Annotated in this window: 14 protein-coding genes; 10 read left to right on the top strand and 4 right to left on the bottom strand. The window is 68.3% G+C overall.

All coding sequences use genetic code 11. From position 1 onward, the window contains the following. The first annotated feature begins 1 nt into the window (after position 1). Positions 2-493 carry a peptide deformylase gene (gene def, locus F6B43_RS04735; RefSeq protein ID WP_150447712.1) on the top strand — a complete coding sequence of 164 codons (492 nt, stop codon included), beginning with the start codon at positions 2-4 and terminating at the stop codon, positions 491-493. 84 nt (positions 494-577) lie between these two features. Here def and F6B43_RS04730 read toward each other — a convergent pair whose 3' ends face one another. Further along, positions 578-2,404, bottom strand: a complete 1,827-nt coding sequence (locus tag F6B43_RS04730) for an AMP-dependent synthetase/ligase (RefSeq protein ID WP_150447711.1) — start codon at positions 2,402-2,404, stop codon at positions 578-580. Between the two features lie 146 nt (positions 2,405-2,550). Here F6B43_RS04730 and F6B43_RS04725 point away from each other — a divergent pair, with 146 nt between their 5' ends. The 4 genes from F6B43_RS04725 to F6B43_RS04710 all read left to right on the top strand — a co-directional run bounded on the left by F6B43_RS04725 (position 2,551) and on the right by F6B43_RS04710 (position 6,729). Beyond that, a complete protein-coding gene (locus tag F6B43_RS04725) occupies positions 2,551-3,513 on the top strand; it encodes an ROK family glucokinase (RefSeq protein WP_150448431.1) in 963 nt (320 codons plus the stop codon). A gap of 2 nt (positions 3,514-3,515) precedes the next feature. Next, complete coding sequence (locus F6B43_RS04720) at positions 3,516-4,214, top strand: lysophospholipid acyltransferase family protein (RefSeq protein WP_150447710.1); 699 nt, start codon at positions 3,516-3,518, stop codon at positions 4,212-4,214. A 68-nt stretch (positions 4,215-4,282) separates the two neighbouring features. Further along, positions 4,283-5,620, top strand: a complete 1,338-nt coding sequence (locus F6B43_RS04715) for a class II 3-deoxy-7-phosphoheptulonate synthase (RefSeq protein ID WP_150447709.1) — start codon at positions 4,283-4,285, stop codon at positions 5,618-5,620. Positions 5,621-5,751: 131 nt separating this feature from the next. After that, a complete protein-coding gene (locus F6B43_RS04710; RefSeq protein WP_150447708.1) occupies positions 5,752-6,729 on the top strand; it encodes a hypothetical protein in 978 nt (325 codons plus the stop codon). A 94-nt stretch (positions 6,730-6,823) separates the two neighbouring features. Here F6B43_RS04710 and pknB read toward each other — a convergent pair whose 3' ends face one another. Next, entirely contained in the window at positions 6,824-8,782 is a 1,959-nt protein-coding gene (gene pknB / locus F6B43_RS04705) for a Stk1 family PASTA domain-containing Ser/Thr kinase (protein WP_150447707.1), read from the bottom strand. Positions 8,783-8,864: 82 nt separating this feature from the next. Continuing rightward, a complete protein-coding gene (locus tag F6B43_RS04700; RefSeq protein ID WP_246159795.1) occupies positions 8,865-10,016 on the bottom strand; it encodes a muramidase family protein in 1,152 nt (383 codons plus the stop codon). A 233-nt stretch (positions 10,017-10,249) separates the two neighbouring features. On the opposite strand from F6B43_RS04700, the gene F6B43_RS04695 reads away from it, so the two are divergent. Beyond that, a complete protein-coding gene (locus F6B43_RS04695) occupies positions 10,250-10,603 on the top strand; it encodes an Rv2175c family DNA-binding protein (RefSeq protein WP_150447706.1) in 354 nt (117 codons plus the stop codon). A 12-nt stretch (positions 10,604-10,615) separates the two neighbouring features. Here the strand turns inward: F6B43_RS04695 and F6B43_RS04690 are convergent, their stop codons facing one another. Next, positions 10,616-11,710 (bottom strand): polyprenyl synthetase family protein, encoded by a 1,095-nt coding sequence (locus tag F6B43_RS04690; RefSeq protein ID WP_150448429.1) that lies wholly within the window; start codon positions 11,708-11,710, stop codon positions 10,616-10,618. 84 nt (positions 11,711-11,794) lie between these two features. Between F6B43_RS04690 and F6B43_RS04685 the strand changes: the two genes are divergently transcribed. The 4 genes from F6B43_RS04685 to ftsL all read left to right on the top strand — a co-directional run bounded on the left by F6B43_RS04685 (position 11,795) and on the right by ftsL (position 14,464). Continuing rightward, positions 11,795-12,160, top strand: coding sequence for a DUF3040 domain-containing protein (locus F6B43_RS04685; protein ID WP_150447705.1), 366 nt, complete (start codon positions 11,795-11,797; stop codon positions 12,158-12,160). Between the two features lie 216 nt (positions 12,161-12,376). Then, positions 12,377-12,808: a division/cell wall cluster transcriptional repressor MraZ gene (gene mraZ, locus F6B43_RS04680; RefSeq protein WP_150448428.1), complete on the top strand. Its 432-nt coding sequence runs from the start codon at positions 12,377-12,379 to the stop codon at positions 12,806-12,808. Positions 12,809-12,911: 103 nt separating this feature from the next. Beyond that, positions 12,912-13,865 carry a 16S rRNA (cytosine(1402)-N(4))-methyltransferase RsmH gene (rsmH, locus tag F6B43_RS04675; RefSeq protein WP_150447704.1) on the top strand — a complete coding sequence of 318 codons (954 nt, stop codon included), beginning with the start codon at positions 12,912-12,914 and terminating at the stop codon, positions 13,863-13,865. Then, positions 13,862-14,464 (top strand): cell division protein FtsL, encoded by a 603-nt coding sequence (gene ftsL, locus F6B43_RS04670; protein ID WP_150447703.1) that lies wholly within the window; start codon positions 13,862-13,864, stop codon positions 14,462-14,464. Before rsmH ends, ftsL begins: the two co-directional genes overlap by 4 nt. Position 14,465: the final 1 nt, after the last annotated feature.

Below are 14,465 nucleotides of genomic sequence, written 5' to 3'. Positions count from 1 at the left end.
GATGACCGTTCGAGCCATCCGCATCTTCGGCGACCCCGTTCTGCGCGCCACGAGTTCCCCCATAGACGACATCGACGACGGTGTGCGCGCGCTCGTCCAAGACCTGCTCGACACCGTGGAGCTGCCGGGTCGCGCGGGGGTGGCAGCGCCGCAGATCGGTGTCGGTTTGCGTGCCTTCAGCTACAACATCGACGGCGACATCGGGTACATCCTCAATCCCGAGCTCGTCGAGGTGTCGGGTGACCCGGTCGAGGTCGGCGAAGGATGCCTCTCGGTACCCGGGCTCTGGCATGCGGCCGTGCGGTACCCCCACGCGAAGGTCGTCGGGATCGACCTGGACGGTCAGCCGCTCGTGCTGGAGGGCGACGGTCTGCTCGCCCAGGCTCTCCAGCATGAGACAGACCATCTGGACGGCAGGCTCTACCTCGATCGCCTCCCGCCCGAGACCCGTCGCACCGCCATGCGCGAGGTCCGGGAGAGCAGCTGGTTCTGACGCGAGAAGACGCACCGCGTGCCGACGACGCACGCGGTGCGTGTCCTCGTGTCAGGGTCGAGGAGCGAGCGTATCGAGACCCCGCTAGGCCAATGACACGTTGGTGGTGTTGACCGGTACGGCGTAAAGAGCCTCGACGTCCTCGGCGAAGTCCGCCATGATCACGTTCCGCTTGATGCTCATCTTCGGCGTGAGGTGACCGCTGGCCTCTGTCCACTCCGTGGGCAGGATCGTGAACTTGCGGATCGACTCGGCCCTCGAGACCGACTTGTTCGCGATATCGATCGCGCGCTGCACTTCGGCGCGCACCGCGGGGTTGGCCGCGGCGGCCGAAAGCGACATGTCGGCCGACAGGCCGTTGTTGGCGAGCCACGTCGGCAGCATTTCGGAGTCCAGGGTCACCAGCGCGGAGATGAACGGCTTCTGATCTCCGACGACGACGACCTGGCCGACGATCGGGTTCGCGCGAATCGGGTCTTCGAGGGCGGCCGGAGCGACGTTCTTGCCGCCGGCGGTGACGATGATCTCCTTCTTGCGACCGGTGATCGAGAGGAAGCCGTCGGCGTCGAAAGAGCCGAGGTCGCCGGTCTTGAACCAGTCCCCGTCGAACGCCGCAGCTGTCGCCTCGGGGTTGCGCCAGTACTCCTTGAACACGTCGACCCCGCGCACCTGGATCTCACCGTCGTCGGCGAGACGCACTCCGACGCCCGGCAGCACCGGGCCGACCGAGCCGATCTTCGACTTCGTGGCGAGGTTGACCGTCGCGGGTGCGGTGGTCTCGGTGAGACCGTAGCCTTCCAGGATCACGACGCCCAGACTGTGGAAGAAGTGCCCGAGGCGGGGTCCCAGCGGAGCTGACCCCGACACGGCGTACTGCACGCGGCCGCCCATAGCGTCTCGCAGCTTGCTGTACACCAGCCGGTCGAAGAGCGCGAACTTGATCTTCATCCCGAGGGGGATCTTCTTGCCGTCCTGCAGACGGATCGAGTGCTCGATCGCCGTCTGCGCGGCGGAGCGGAAGATCTTGCCACGCCCGCCCGCCTCGGCCTTCTGCTCCGCGGAGTTGTACACCTTCTCGAACACGCGGGGAACCGCGAGGAGGAAGGTCGGCTTGAACGAGCCGAGGGCGGGCAGAAGGAACTTGGTGTCGGGCTGGTGGCCGGTCTTGACCCCCGCGTGGATATCGAGGATCGAGATGAACCGCGCGAAGACGTGCGCGGTCGTGATGAACAGGAGGGTCGAGGCCCCCGGAACGGTGAGCACCTCCTTCAGGGCGACGGAAGAGTTGCGCACGAGCTCGACGAAGTTGCTGTGGGTGAGCACGCAGCCCTTCGGACGGCCGGTGGAGCCGGAGGTGTAGATGAGTGTCGCGATGTCGGCGCCCACCGCGATGTTGCGTCGGCGTTCGATCTCTTCGTCGGTGACAGCGGCACCCTGCTCGACCAGCTTGCCGAGATCGCCGAGGTGCATGGCCCAGACGGATCGGATCAGCGGGAGGTCTGCCCGGACTTCATCGAGTCGCGCGGAGTGGTCGATGGATTCGGCGATGACCGCGGTCGCCCCGGAGTCGGAGAGGATCCACTGGATCTGCGCGGGCGAGCTCGTCTCGTAGACCGGCACCATGACGGCGCCGGCGAAGAAGAGGGCGAAGTCGACGAGCGTCCATTCATATGTCGTGCGGGCGATGAACCCGACCTTGTCGCCGGGCTCGACACCGGCCGCCGCGAAGCCCTTGGCGAGGGCGACGACCTGGCGGTGGAACTCCTTCGCCGAGATGTCGCGCCAGCCGTCCCCCTCCGGGACGGCGAACAGGGCGAGCCCAGGGGTGACCTTCACGCGGTCGACCAGAAGGTCTGTCACGTTCGCGTGCGGGTCGGCAGGCACGATGGCAGGGACTTCGAATTGGATCACGGCAACTCCTTCGGTACCGATGGCGTATATCTCTCGGGTGGCTCCGAGTCTAACCTTTGCCCGCGCCGAGCCTCCGGAAGTGCGGATGACCCGACCCCGCTAGACTGCAAGGCGCCGCGCGCCGCGTGGCCTGGAAGGGGATCGCGGTGCTCAAAGTCGGGATCGATATCGGTGGGACCAAGATCGCCGGGGGAGTCGTCGACAGCGACGGCGCGATCATCGAGAAGCTGCGCGTCGATACTCCCACCGATACGCGCGCGCTGGCCGATGCCGTCGTCGACATGGCCCACCACCTGTCGTCCGGGCACCCCGTCGCCGCGGTCGGCGTCGCCGCGGCCGGCTTCATCGACAAGGACCGCGCCACCGTCATCCACGCCCCGAACATCGCGTGGCACGACGAGCCGCTGCGCGCGATCCTCGAGGCGCGCATCGATGTGCCGGTCACCATCGAGAACGATGCGAATGCAGCGGGGTGGGCCGAGTTCCGATTCGGGGCTGGGCGCGGAGTCGACGACATGGTGATGCTCACGATGGGCACCGGGGTCGGCGGTGCGATCATCTCGGCGAACGAGCTGTTCCGCGGCGGGCACGGCATCGCCGCCGAACTGGGTCACCTGCGGTTCATCCGCGATGGCCACCCGTGCGGCTGCGGCCAGAACGGATGCCTCGAACAGTATGCGTCCGGTCGCGCGCTGCAACGCGAGGCGAACGACATCGCCGACTCGGGAGGGATCGGCGCGGCGCTGGCCGCTCTCCGCGAGGAGAAGGGCGTCTTGCACGGTCCGGCCATCTCTCGGCTGATCCTCGCGGATGACCCCGGTGCCGTCGAGGCGCTCCGGCGGGTGGCGACCGCACTCGGCGAGGCATGCGGCGGATTCCAGGCGGTGCTCGATCCGGAGCTCTTCGTCATCGGCGGGGGAGTGGCCCAACTCGGCGAAGTACTCCTGGAGCCCGTGCGCATCGCCTACGAGACCTCGCTGCCCGGGTACGGCGAGCGACCGATCGCCGAGTTCGCGATCGCGCAGCTCGGCAACGACGCGGGCCTGATCGGAGCGGCGGACCTCGCCGTCGCCGACGCCGCGGAGATCGTCGCGGGGCGAACGGGGTAGCGATGTTCTACTGGCTGATGAAGTACATCGTGATCGGCCCGCTGGTCAAAGCCATCTGGCGACCGTGGGTCGTCGGCCGCCGCAACATCCCGGCCGAAGGCGCGGCGATCCTCGCCAGCAACCACCTCTCGGTGATGGACTCGATCTTCCTGCCGCTCATGATCGACAGACCCATGTCGTTCCTCGCCAAGAGCGACTACTTCACCGGCAAAGGCCTCAAAGGCTGGGCCACGCGGATGTTCATGAAGGCGACGGGGCAGATCCCGATCGATCGTTCGGGCGGCAAGGCGTCCGAGGCATCCCTCAATACAGGCCTCCAGGTGCTCGGTCGCGGCGACCTGCTCGGCATCTACCCCGAGGGGACGCGAAGCCCTGACGGCAAGCTCTACCGCGGGCGGACGGGTCTTGCCCGCATGGCTCTGGAGGCACACGTGCCCGTGGTGCCCGTGGTCATGGTCGACACCGACACGATGCTTCCGATCGGTCATACCGTCCCGCGCATCGTGCGCGTGGGGATCGTGATCGGCGAACCCCTGGACTTCTCGCGGTTCGCCGGCATGGAGGGGGATCGATTCATCCTCCGCTCGATCACCGACGAGATCATCGTCGCGCTCCAACGCCTCGGCGAGCAGGAATACGACGACGTCTACGCATCCAGCGTCAAGGACCGTGTGGCCAGGGCGAAAGAGGCGACGACCTGACGATCGCCGGCCGTCGGCGCAGCTCCGCGATGAACCGTGGGGTCACCGCCCGCCAATAGACTAGCCGGATGCCTCAGCAGCCCGACTCTCTCGACCACTGGCGGAATCTGCCGATCAAACAGCAGCCGTCGTGGCCCGATCTCGACGCCGTCGCCGCCGTATCCGCCGAGATCGCCACATTGCCGCCGCTCGTGTTCGCCGGCGAGGTCGACAACCTCCGCGAACATCTCGCGCGCGCCGCATCAGGGCGTGCCTTCCTCCTCCAGGGGGGTGACTGCGCAGAGACCTTCGCCGGAGCGACGGCCGAGCAGATCCGCAACCGCATCAAGACCGTTCTGCAGATGGCGGTCGTGCTGACCTATGGCGCCTCGATGCCGGTCGTGAAGATGGGCCGGATGGCGGGCCAGTTCGCCAAGCCGCGCTCGAGCGACACCGAGACGCGGGGCGATGTGACGCTGCCCGCCTACCGCGGTGACATCGTCAACGGATTCGACTTCACCGAGGGGTCGCGCACGGCTGATCCGGCCCGGTTGCTGAAGGGGTACCACACCGCAGCATCCACGATCAATCTGATCCGCGCGTTCACGCAGGGTGGCTTCGCCGACCTGCGCGAGGTGCATTCGTGGAACCGTGGCTTCGCGGAGAACCCGGCCAACCAGCAGTACGAGCGACTGGCGCACGAGATCGACCGTGCGATCAAGTTCATGGAGGCGGCGGGCGCCGACTTCGACGAGCTTCGCCGCGTCGAGTTCTACACGGGCCACGAGGGCCTCCTGATGGACTACGAGCGCCCGATGACCCGTATCGACTCGCGCACGGGAACGCCGTACAACACGTCGGCGCATTTCGTATGGATCGGTGAGCGCACGCGCGACCTGAACGGTGCGCACATCGACTACTTCTCGAAGATCCGCAACCCCATCGGCGTGAAGCTCGGGCCCTCGACCACCCCAGATGACGCGCTCGCGCTGATCGACAAGCTCGACCCCGATCGCGAGCCCGGACGACTCACATTCATCACGCGCATGGGCGCGGGCAAGATCCGCGACGCGCTTCCTCCGCTGCTCGAGGCCGTGCGCGATTCGGGTGCGACGCCCCTGTGGGTGACGGATCCGATGCACGGCAACGGCATGACGACGCCGACCGGCTACAAGACCCGGCGCTTCGACGACGTCGTGGATGAGGTTCGCGGGTTCTTCGATGCGCACCGCGCGGTCGGCACCTTCCCGGGTGGCATCCACATCGAGCTCACCGGCGACGACGTCACGGAGTGCCTCGGTGGCTCCGAGATGATCGATGAGGCGACACTGGCCACGCGCTACGAGTCGCTGTGCGACCCGCGCTTGAACCATATGCAGAGCCTCGAGTTGGCTTTCCTCGTCGCGGAGGAGCTCGAGAAGCTGTAGTCCCGGCGGCTTCCAGGCCGCGAGACGCGGCCGAGGAACCTCCATCGGTGCACTGGACGTTCCGCAGCCGCGTCTCGCGAGCCTGTGGAGAACCTCCGCGTCGGGCGGCCGAAGTTGAGCAGGATCGAGGGATGCCTCCGCGAATCCCTCTCCCGTCCGTCCTGCTCTCCGGCACATTCTCGACGGAGGATGCGCGCCGTGCAGGCATCGGCCAGGGAAGGCTGCGCGGCCGTGACATCAGCCATCCCTTCCGTGGCTTGCACGCCAGCGGACCCGTCGGCGACGATCTCGTCTCGTATTGCGAAGCACTCGTCCCGCTCTTGGGCGAGAACCGGTGGTTCAGCCACGTCACCGCGGCCCGGCTGTGGGGGATGCCGTTGCCGACGGCGTGGACCTCGGGTGAGCCGCTCCATACCCTGGCAGTCGCGGGTGCACATCGGATCGAGAGGACGGAGGTCGTCGGTTGGGAGACCGAGCGCGCCGACGTGCCGAGGTCGGTGCTCGGGCTGCTGCCCGTGATCTCCCCCGCGGCGGTGTGGGCCCAGTTGTCCGTACCCGGGGCGATTCGAGCTTCGACTCCTCAGTCGGAGGGCGCACGCGGGCGGTGGCCGCTGTCCCCTCAATGGCTCGTCGCGGTCGGGGATTTCCTGCTGAGCGGCACCCGCGCCGCGACGCGAGTGCCGTTGTGCTCGATCGACGACCTTCATGCGGAGCTCCGGGCGCATCGGGGCAAGCGAGGCGCGAAAGCGCTGGCGTGGGCGATCGAACGACTCAGGCGTCCGGTCGACTCACCGAGAGAGACGTTTCTGCGTCTCGGCCTCGTGGAGCGCGGGCTGCCGGAGCCCACCGTGCAGGTGGCTGTGAAGACCGCAGCCGGAGTCCGGCACGCAGATCTGGGCTACCCCGATTCACGCGTGCTCCTGGAGTACCACGGCGATCACCATCGCACCGACAGGCGCCAGTGGCGCGAAGATCTCACACGACGTCAGCTGTTCGAGGACGCCGGCTACACCGTGATCGAGGTCGCATACGACGATGTCCACCCCGACTGCGCAGCGTTGGCCGAGCGCGTGCGGCGCGTCCTGCGCCGCGCCGATCGCTCGACGTAAGTGCGAGCCTCGCTCACACCTCGCGAGACGCGGCTCCGGAACCTTCGTTTGCAGATCGAACGTTCCGGAGCCGCGTCTCGCGAGATAGAAGGGTCTACAGGCCGACGTCCGTGAACGTGATCGCCGTGCCGGGCGGCTGGAGGGTGCCCTCCTTCGGGGTCACGCCCTTCACGCGGTAGATGTCCCAGAGCCCGAGGGTGTCGGGGATGTCGGTGCGGCCCTTCAGGCCCGCGGCCTCGAGCTTCTTGATCGCGTCGCGGATCGTCAGCCCGACCACCGCCGGCACGGCGATCGGCTCCGGACCCTTCGAGACGATGAGCGTCACCGTTTCACCCGGTCGCCAATCGCCGCCTCCATCGCGACCGGCGATGCGGATCACGTCCCCTGCGGCGATGTCATCGCTGAATTCCGTCGGTTTGTCCGACGAGACCTGCAGATTCACGCCGTTCAGGATGCCGGTGGCAGTGTCGGGGCTCTGTCCGGTCACATCGGGCACGGGCCCGAGCGAGACAGCCAGAGACGCGGTGTCGCCCTCGTGGATCGAGCATCCCGCCGTGCAGTCGATGACGGAGCCGTCCCCGCGCTGGGTGACGGAGGCGCCGATCACCGAGCCCGCAGCAGCCTCCGTGAAGGACGACTCGTTCGGATCGGTCACTCTGATGTTCAGCGCAGTGAGCGTCTGCCGAGCGAGGTCGGCGCTCATGCCGCTGAGCGACGGCACGGTCTGCGGTTGCGGTCCCTGCGAGATGAGCACCGCCACGCTGGTGTCGCGGTCCAGTCGGGTGCCCGGCTCGGGGTCGGTGCCAACCGCAAGCCCCGCGGCGACATCGAGGCTGTAGACGGGGCGCTGCTGCGCGATCATCCCGGCGTTCGCGATCTCTGCCTGAGCGGCGTCGAAAGTCATACCCGCGACGGTCGGAACGGCCACCATCGAACCGGGCCCGGAGCCGAACCACCAGCCGATCCCGCCTGCCAGGGCCGCCAGGAGGATGACGACGACGAAGATCCAGCCGCCCTTCACCGAGCGACGCCGCGTGCTGCGGCGAAGCCGCGTCGCGTTGTCCGTCGTGTCGACCGCCGTGGTCGGAGCCGTCATCGTCGACGGCAGAACACTCGTGACGCCCATCGAGTCGAAGGGTCCCGAATCGACGCCGTCATCGGTCGCCGGCCCTGCCGCGGCGACCGCACGAGCGACCTGGGGGTAGATGCCGAGCTCGTGCTCGATCTCACGGAGGCGGCCCAGCATCTCGGTCGCATCGGAGGGGCGATCGTCGGGCGAGCGCTCGGTGGCCCAGAGGACCAGCTCGTCGAGTTGCTCGGGCACGCCAGGGTTCTTCACACTGGGACGGGGCACGGAGTCGGTCGCATGCTGGAACGCGATCTGCATCGGCTGCTCACCCTGGTAGGGCTGTTCGCCGACGAGCATCTCGTACAGGAGGATCCCGAGAGCGTAGATGTCGCTCCGCGCATCAGCGGTGCCTCGCGTCACCAGTTCGGGGGCGAGGTAGGCGATCGTTCCCAGGAGCATCTGCCCGGTCGCCGTGTTCGCGGTCGTCGCGCGGGCGAGGCCGAAGTCGCCGATCTTGATGCGGCCGTCCTCGGCGAGGAGGACGTTCTCCGGTTTGACGTCGCGGTGGATGATCCCGCCTCGGTGCGCCGCAGCGAGACCCGAGAGCACAGCATCCATGATCGTGACCGTCTGCGCGATCGTGAGACGGCGCTGCTCGCGCATGAGCTCGCGCAGGGTGATCCCAGGGAGGTACTCCATGACGAGGTAGGCGGTCTCGCCGTCCTGGCCCTGGTCGAAGACGTTCACGACGTGCGGGTCGGCAAGACGCGCCGCCGAGCGGGCCTCCTGGATGAACCGGCTCTGGAACACCGAATCATCGCTGAGGTGACCGTGCATCACCTTGAGCGCCACGCGGCGCTCCAGGCGGAGGTCGGTGGCGACGTAGACCGTCGCCATCCCGCCTCGCGCGATGCGCGCCCGGACGCGGTACCTGCCGTCGACAAGCCGCCCGATGAGGGGATCGGCTTGCTGACTCGTGCTCACCCCTCGAGTCTACGGACGGGGCGGCGTCGCCCCGGGGAGCGGCTCACCCTCGGCGCATACGGTTCCGAGCACGTGCGGGTGCTCAGCCGAGGGCGGCGAGCCACTGTGAGGCGGGCAGTTCCCACCCCGCATAGCGATCGGGATGGGCCGAGATCTGCACCGCCTGGGCGGCGTCCGCGAACGACATGTCCTCCCACCCGGCGATGTCCAGCAGTCCGAGAGTGCGCGTGCCGTCGGCCCCGGTCGCACCGAGGAAGAACGATCGGGTCGCGTACGCCGGATCGCCCACTTCGTCGGGTGTGCCCCATCCCGTGCTCGGCCGCTGCTGGAAGAGTCCGAGCGAGTCTCGGTCGCCCCAGCCGAGGTTGCGAAGCCACGACTCCTGCATCGCCGTGCCCAGCGCGATCTCGATACCCCGATCCGGCACGCCGAGTTCGCGCCCGATGCGGATGATCAGAGCAGCGTTCGCCCTCTGCTCCTCGTCGAGCGCGGTTTCCGCCGGCGGCGTCACGGCCGGGGGAGCCGCTACCGCATCCGGACCCGGGATCGTGATCGATTCGCCCGGGTAGATGATGGATGCTCGGGTCAGCCCGTTCGCGTCGAGAATCGCCTGCGTCGACAGGCCATGGGCCTGTGCGATCGCCGTCACGGTGTCGCCGGCCTGCACGACGTAGGCCGAGGTGTTCTCGGGCCCGGAGGGCGGCGGGGTTGCCGACGCCGGAACCATCGCGCCCGGAATCACGATCTGCTGACCCGGGTACACGATCGAGGTCTCATCCAGTCCGTTCGCGTCCAGAAGGGTGCGCGTCGCGATGCCATGGCTCGACGCGATCCCACTGATCGTGTCGCCGTCGACGATCTCGTAGTCGGAGGATGCCGGGGCCTGCGGGGCGGGGGGCGCGGCGATAGGGGCTTGTGGAGCGGGCGTGCCGGTCATGCGGAGCACCTGTCCGGGATAGATGATCGACTCCGGCGTCAGTGCGTTGGCGGCGAGCACTTCCGCCGTGCTCAGACCGTGCCGGCCCGCTATCGCGCTGACGGTGTCGCCGGGCTGGACGGTGTAGTCGTCGAGTGTCTCCGTGGCGGGCGCCCGGAACGCGGCGCCCCGCGGCGCAGCCTCGGCCGCGCCGGGCACAGGCACCCGCTCGCTGCCGCGGGCTCCGGCCTGAGGCACAGCGGTGAGGGTCGCAGCGTGGGCGGGAACGGCCGCCAGAGTGAGCGCGAGGGAACTCACGAAGACCGCCTGAGCCCTGTCGATGAGCATCCGCCGGTGAACGCGAGTGCCTTCTGATCCGTTGAGTCGTCGCACGATCTTCCCCCTCCGTCAACGTCGTAACCGTGACACGGATGTAAACGCAAGTCAACAGAAGTGGCCTGTGGGAAAAGAGTGACGAAAGTACACGATGTCGCCCGGACCTTTCCGAACGGGGAGCGCACATACGACGGAGCGCGGGATGAGATAGTTGCATGGTGACCGGAGATACCACCCCGCGAACCGAGACCGAATGGCTCACGCTGCCCGAGATCGCGGAGATGCTCGACGTCCCGCGCGGGCGGGTGCGCAGGATGCTGGACGAGCAGCAGCTCGTGGGCGCGATGCGCGAGGGGGTCTTCCGTATCCCCGCGGTGTTCTTCGTCGACGGGGCACCGCTGTCGTCCCTGCGGGGCACGATCTTCGTGCTGCACGACGCAGGATTCAGCGACGAAGAGGCGATCGACTGGCTTCTCGAGCACGAGGATTCGATCGGCATGTCGCCCATCGGAGCCCTGCGCGCCGGTCGCAAGAGCGAGGTCAGGCGCGTCGCCCAGTCGATGGGGTGAGCGGGCGCCGGTTCAGGCCGCTCGGGTCGTCGCCTCGCGGGCGAGGTCCCGCAGGTCTCCGACCGCCGCATTGCCCAGGCGGGCGCCGTTGAGGGCGCGCTCGGCCTGTCGCGAGTAGTCGGCGATCAGGGCCTCGACGCGTTCGAGCGCGCCGGTCTCCTGAATCGTGCGCTGCAGCGCCGCGATCTGCACGCCGTCCAGATCGGGGTCGCCCACGAGTTCATCGACGACGCGCCGGGCTGACGGTGCGAGGCGCTCGCGCGCATAGGCGATCAGCACGGTGCGCTTGCCTTCGCGCAGGTCGTCGCCGGAGGGCTTGCCGGTGACGGCCTCGTCGCCGAATACGCCGAGCACGTCGTCGCGCAGCTGGAACGCCATTCCGAGCGGATGCCCGAATGCCGCGAGCGCCGCGAGCTGCTCGGCGTCCGCACCGGCGAGGGCTGCGCCGATCAGCAGCGGCTGCTGCACGCTGTACCTCGCCGACTTGAGCGAGGCCACACGCAGCGCACGGTCGGCGTGCCGCTCGTCGGGCTCGGAGCGGAAGGCGGCTTCCTCGGCGATATCGAGGAACTGCCCGACCGTGACCTCACGGCGCATGCGCGCATACTCGGTGCGTGCGACGGAGGAAGCGGGGGATGCAGCATCCATCCCCTCCTCGAACAGGTCATCGCTCCACGCGACCAGCAGGTCGCCGAGCAGGATCGCGCCCGAGCGCCCGAACGCGGCGGCGTCTCCGACCCACGCCGAGTCGCGGTGGAAGCGCTCGAGCGCGCGGTGCGCCGAGGGTCCGCCGCGGCGCGTGTCGGAGTTGTCGATGATGTCGTCGTGCACGAGCGCCGCCGCGTGGAAGACCTCGAGCGCCGCCGCGGCGGCGATCACATCGGCGCCCGGCGACCCGGTGGAGCGTGCGTCCGGACCTTCGTCGACCGCACGCCAGCCGGCCAGGCAGAACCGTGCGCGCAGACGCTTCCCGCCGCGGAGCGCGCCGGTCGCCGACTCGATCAGGGACGCCGCCTCGGGCCCCCAATCGGCCGCCTCGGACCGTCTGATCGAGAAGAAGTTGTCCAGACGCTGAGAAACAGCCTCGATCGGGTCCGGTGCGGGCATCACGGGCCTAGCCTAGTGATCGACGGCACGCGTACAATCGAGCCGTCTGCGACATCCAGTGCCAGACACGTAAGAGGGGGATGCATGCCACTGTCCGAACAGGAGCAGCGTCTGCTGGACGAGATGGAACGCCATCTCATGCGCAACGACGCAGACGTCGTCAGCGCGCCCCGGGACGGCCGCACGCTCAGTTACCGCAACATCGTCTACGGCACCATCCTGGTGCTCGCCGGTCTGGGTGGGCTCGTCGTGGGGGTCTCGACCAGCATCATCATCGTCGGGGTTCTCGGTTTCCTCGTGATGCTGGGTGGAGTCATCCTCGCGGTGACGCCCACGCGCGGCATCGCCCACGTCGAGGCCGAGCCGGGCCGCCCCACGAAACAGAAGACGTCCACGTCCTTCATGGATCGCATGAACGATCGATGGGATCGGCGCCAGGAACGCCCCTGAGCCCCCACCGACCGCCGCGCTGAGCGCGCGGCCCATCGAAAGCACCGACCTCCGGGTCGGTGCTTTTTTTCGTGTGCCGCACTCCGGTCGGTGAGGTGGACCTGGTCGCGGGGGAGCGGAGGGCGGATTCTGCGCACGGATTGATAGTCAAGTGGAGGAAAGTGGAGTAAAGTGGTGGACATTCCGGGGGGGCCGGTCGGAGGGGGTGGTGTTCGGATGCTGCTGGGCACGCACACTCCCAAGCTCGACGACAAAGGCCGCGTCATCCTCCCGGCCAAGTTCCGTGACGACCTCGGTGCGGGAATCGTCGTCACTCGTGGGCAGGAGCGCTGCCTCTACGTCTTCAGCGCGGAGGAGTTCGAGCGCACACACGAGCGCATCCGCGAAGCTCCGCTCACGAACAAGCAGGCGCGCGACTTCCTGCGCATGTTCCTGTCCGGCGCGAGCGCCGAGAAGCCCGACAGCCAGAACCGCATCACGATCCCTCCCGCGCTGCGCGCCTATGCGGGCCTGGAACGCGACCTCGTCGTCACAGGCGTCGGTGCGCACGCCGAGATCTGGAACGCCGACGCGTGGAACGCCTACGCGGAAGGAAACGAAGACAGCTACTCCGAGATGGAGCAGGAGGTGATTCCCGGCCTGTTCTGATTCCTCGGCTGTGACTCCCAGCCGCTCATTCCCTGACACACTTCCCCGGTGCCAGGTCAGAGCGGATGGGGATCAGGGCCAAGGACCCAAGGCCCCAGAGACCATGAGCCTCAACGACATCCACACCCCCGTCCTCCTGGAGCGCTGCGTCGAGCTGCTCGCGCCCGCGCTGCAGCGCGACGGCGCCGTGCTCGTCGACGCGACGCTCGGAATGGGCGGCCACTCCGAAGCCCTCCTTGAACGCTTCCCGGGGATCACACTCGTCGGACTCGACCGCGACCAGGACGCATTGCGCATCGCCGCTCAACGCCTCGCCCGGTTCGGCGACCGGGTCACCTTCGTTCACACGGTGTACGACGGGATCACCGCAGCCGTGCACGGGGCGGGCCTCGCATCCGCCGACGCGATCCTCTTCGACCTCGGGGTGTCGTCCCTTCAGCTCGACGTCGCCGATCGCGGGTTCGCCTACGCGCAGGACGCGCCGCTGGACATGCGGATGGACCAGACCTCGGGAACGACCGCGGCAGACGTCCTCGCCACGTACAGCGAGGGCGAGTTGCGTCGCATCTTCGAAAGGTACGGCGAGGAGAAGCTCGCCGGACGCTACGCCCGCGCGATCATCGCGGCACGCGCAGACGCACCGATCGACCGCTCAGGGCGCCTCGTCGACATCCTCCAGGCAGCCACCCCCGCTGCGCTGAAGCAGGCGGGGCACCCCGCCAAGCGGGTGTTCCAGTCGTTGCGCATCGAAGTCAACGGCGAGCTCGCCGCGCTCGAGCGTGCGATCCCGTCCGCGCTGGACCTCCTGCCGGTCGGAGGCCGCATCGTCGTGATGTCTTACCAATCCCTCGAAGACCGCCTCGTCAAACGCGCGCTGGCGGAGGCGACAGCATCCACCGCTCCGTCAGGGCTTCCGGTGGAGCTCCCCGAGCACGCTCCTCGTTTCCGGCTCATCGTGAAGGGCGCCGAGCAGGCCTCGCCAGAAGAGGTCGCCCGCAATCCCCGGGCCACACCGGTGCGGCTGCGTGCCGCTGAACGTCTGCGAGATGCGGCATGAGCGCGGTCAACCCCGTCGGAACGGCTCTGCCGACATCGCTCCTTCCGGAGTTCGAGGTCCCCCAGCGACGGTTCCACGTCGTGGAGGCCCCGAGCAGGCGCAGACGACCACGCCTGGCGTACGGCATCGTCGCGCTCGCCGGGGCTCTCGCGATCGTCGGCGCGCAGATGGCGCTGTCGATCGTCACGACCCAGGGCTCGTACGAGCTGTCGAGCCTGAACGAGCAGCAGCGCACGCTGACCTGGCAGAAGCAGATCCTCAACGACGACGTGGCCGGACTCAACTCGCCGCAGTACCTCGCAGCGAACGCCTCGGCGCTCGGGATGGTCATCGACGAATCGCCGAACTACCTGCGGCTCAGCGACGGGGCGATCCTCGGATCCGGCCAGGCGGCGGTCGGCGCATCGTCCGTGGACGCGATCGGCCGCGCCACCGTGCCCAATGCCCTCATCACCGACACGCCCCTCGTGACCGATCCGGCCGCGACGATCCAGGGTGTGAAGCCCACGCCGGTGGCGACACCCGGCCCAGGCGGAACGCCGGTATCGAACACGCCCCCCGCGCTCACCGACGGTCTGCCGACCCCGAGTACACACTGAA

Origin of the sequence: Microbacterium rhizomatis (assembly GCF_008710745.1) — a bacterium.
In the GTDB taxonomy this organism is placed as follows: domain Bacteria; phylum Actinomycetota; class Actinomycetes; order Actinomycetales; family Microbacteriaceae; genus Microbacterium; species Microbacterium rhizomatis.
Note: the sequence above shows the minus strand (reverse complement) of the source record. Positions and strands in the feature narration are given on the sequence as shown.

Bases quoted from the DNA above. Each gene is read 5' to 3' on its own strand.
- ftsL (WP_150447703.1), top strand. From the start codon at position 13,862: ATGAGCGCGGTCAACCCCGTCGGAACGGCTCTGCCGACATCGCTCCTT.
- F6B43_RS04720 (WP_150447710.1), top strand. From the start codon at position 3,516: ATGTTCTACTGGCTGATGAAGTACATCGTGATCGGCCCGCTGGTCAAA.
- F6B43_RS04685 (WP_150447705.1), top strand. From the start codon at position 11,795: ATGCCACTGTCCGAACAGGAGCAGCGTCTGCTGGACGAGATGGAACGC.
- F6B43_RS04710 (WP_150447708.1), top strand. From the start codon at position 5,752: ATGCCTCCGCGAATCCCTCTCCCGTCCGTCCTGCTCTCCGGCACATTC.
- def (WP_150447712.1), top strand. From the start codon at position 2: ATGACCGTTCGAGCCATCCGCATCTTCGGCGACCCCGTTCTGCGCGCC.
- mraZ (WP_150448428.1), top strand. From the start codon at position 12,377: ATGCTGCTGGGCACGCACACTCCCAAGCTCGACGACAAAGGCCGCGTC.
- F6B43_RS04690 (WP_150448429.1), bottom strand. From the start codon at position 11,710: ATGCCCGCACCGGACCCGATCGAGGCTGTTTCTCAGCGTCTGGACAAC.
- rsmH (WP_150447704.1), top strand. From the start codon at position 12,912: ATGAGCCTCAACGACATCCACACCCCCGTCCTCCTGGAGCGCTGCGTC.
- F6B43_RS04715 (WP_150447709.1), top strand. From the start codon at position 4,283: ATGCCTCAGCAGCCCGACTCTCTCGACCACTGGCGGAATCTGCCGATC.
- F6B43_RS04695 (WP_150447706.1), top strand. From the start codon at position 10,250: ATGGTGACCGGAGATACCACCCCGCGAACCGAGACCGAATGGCTCACG.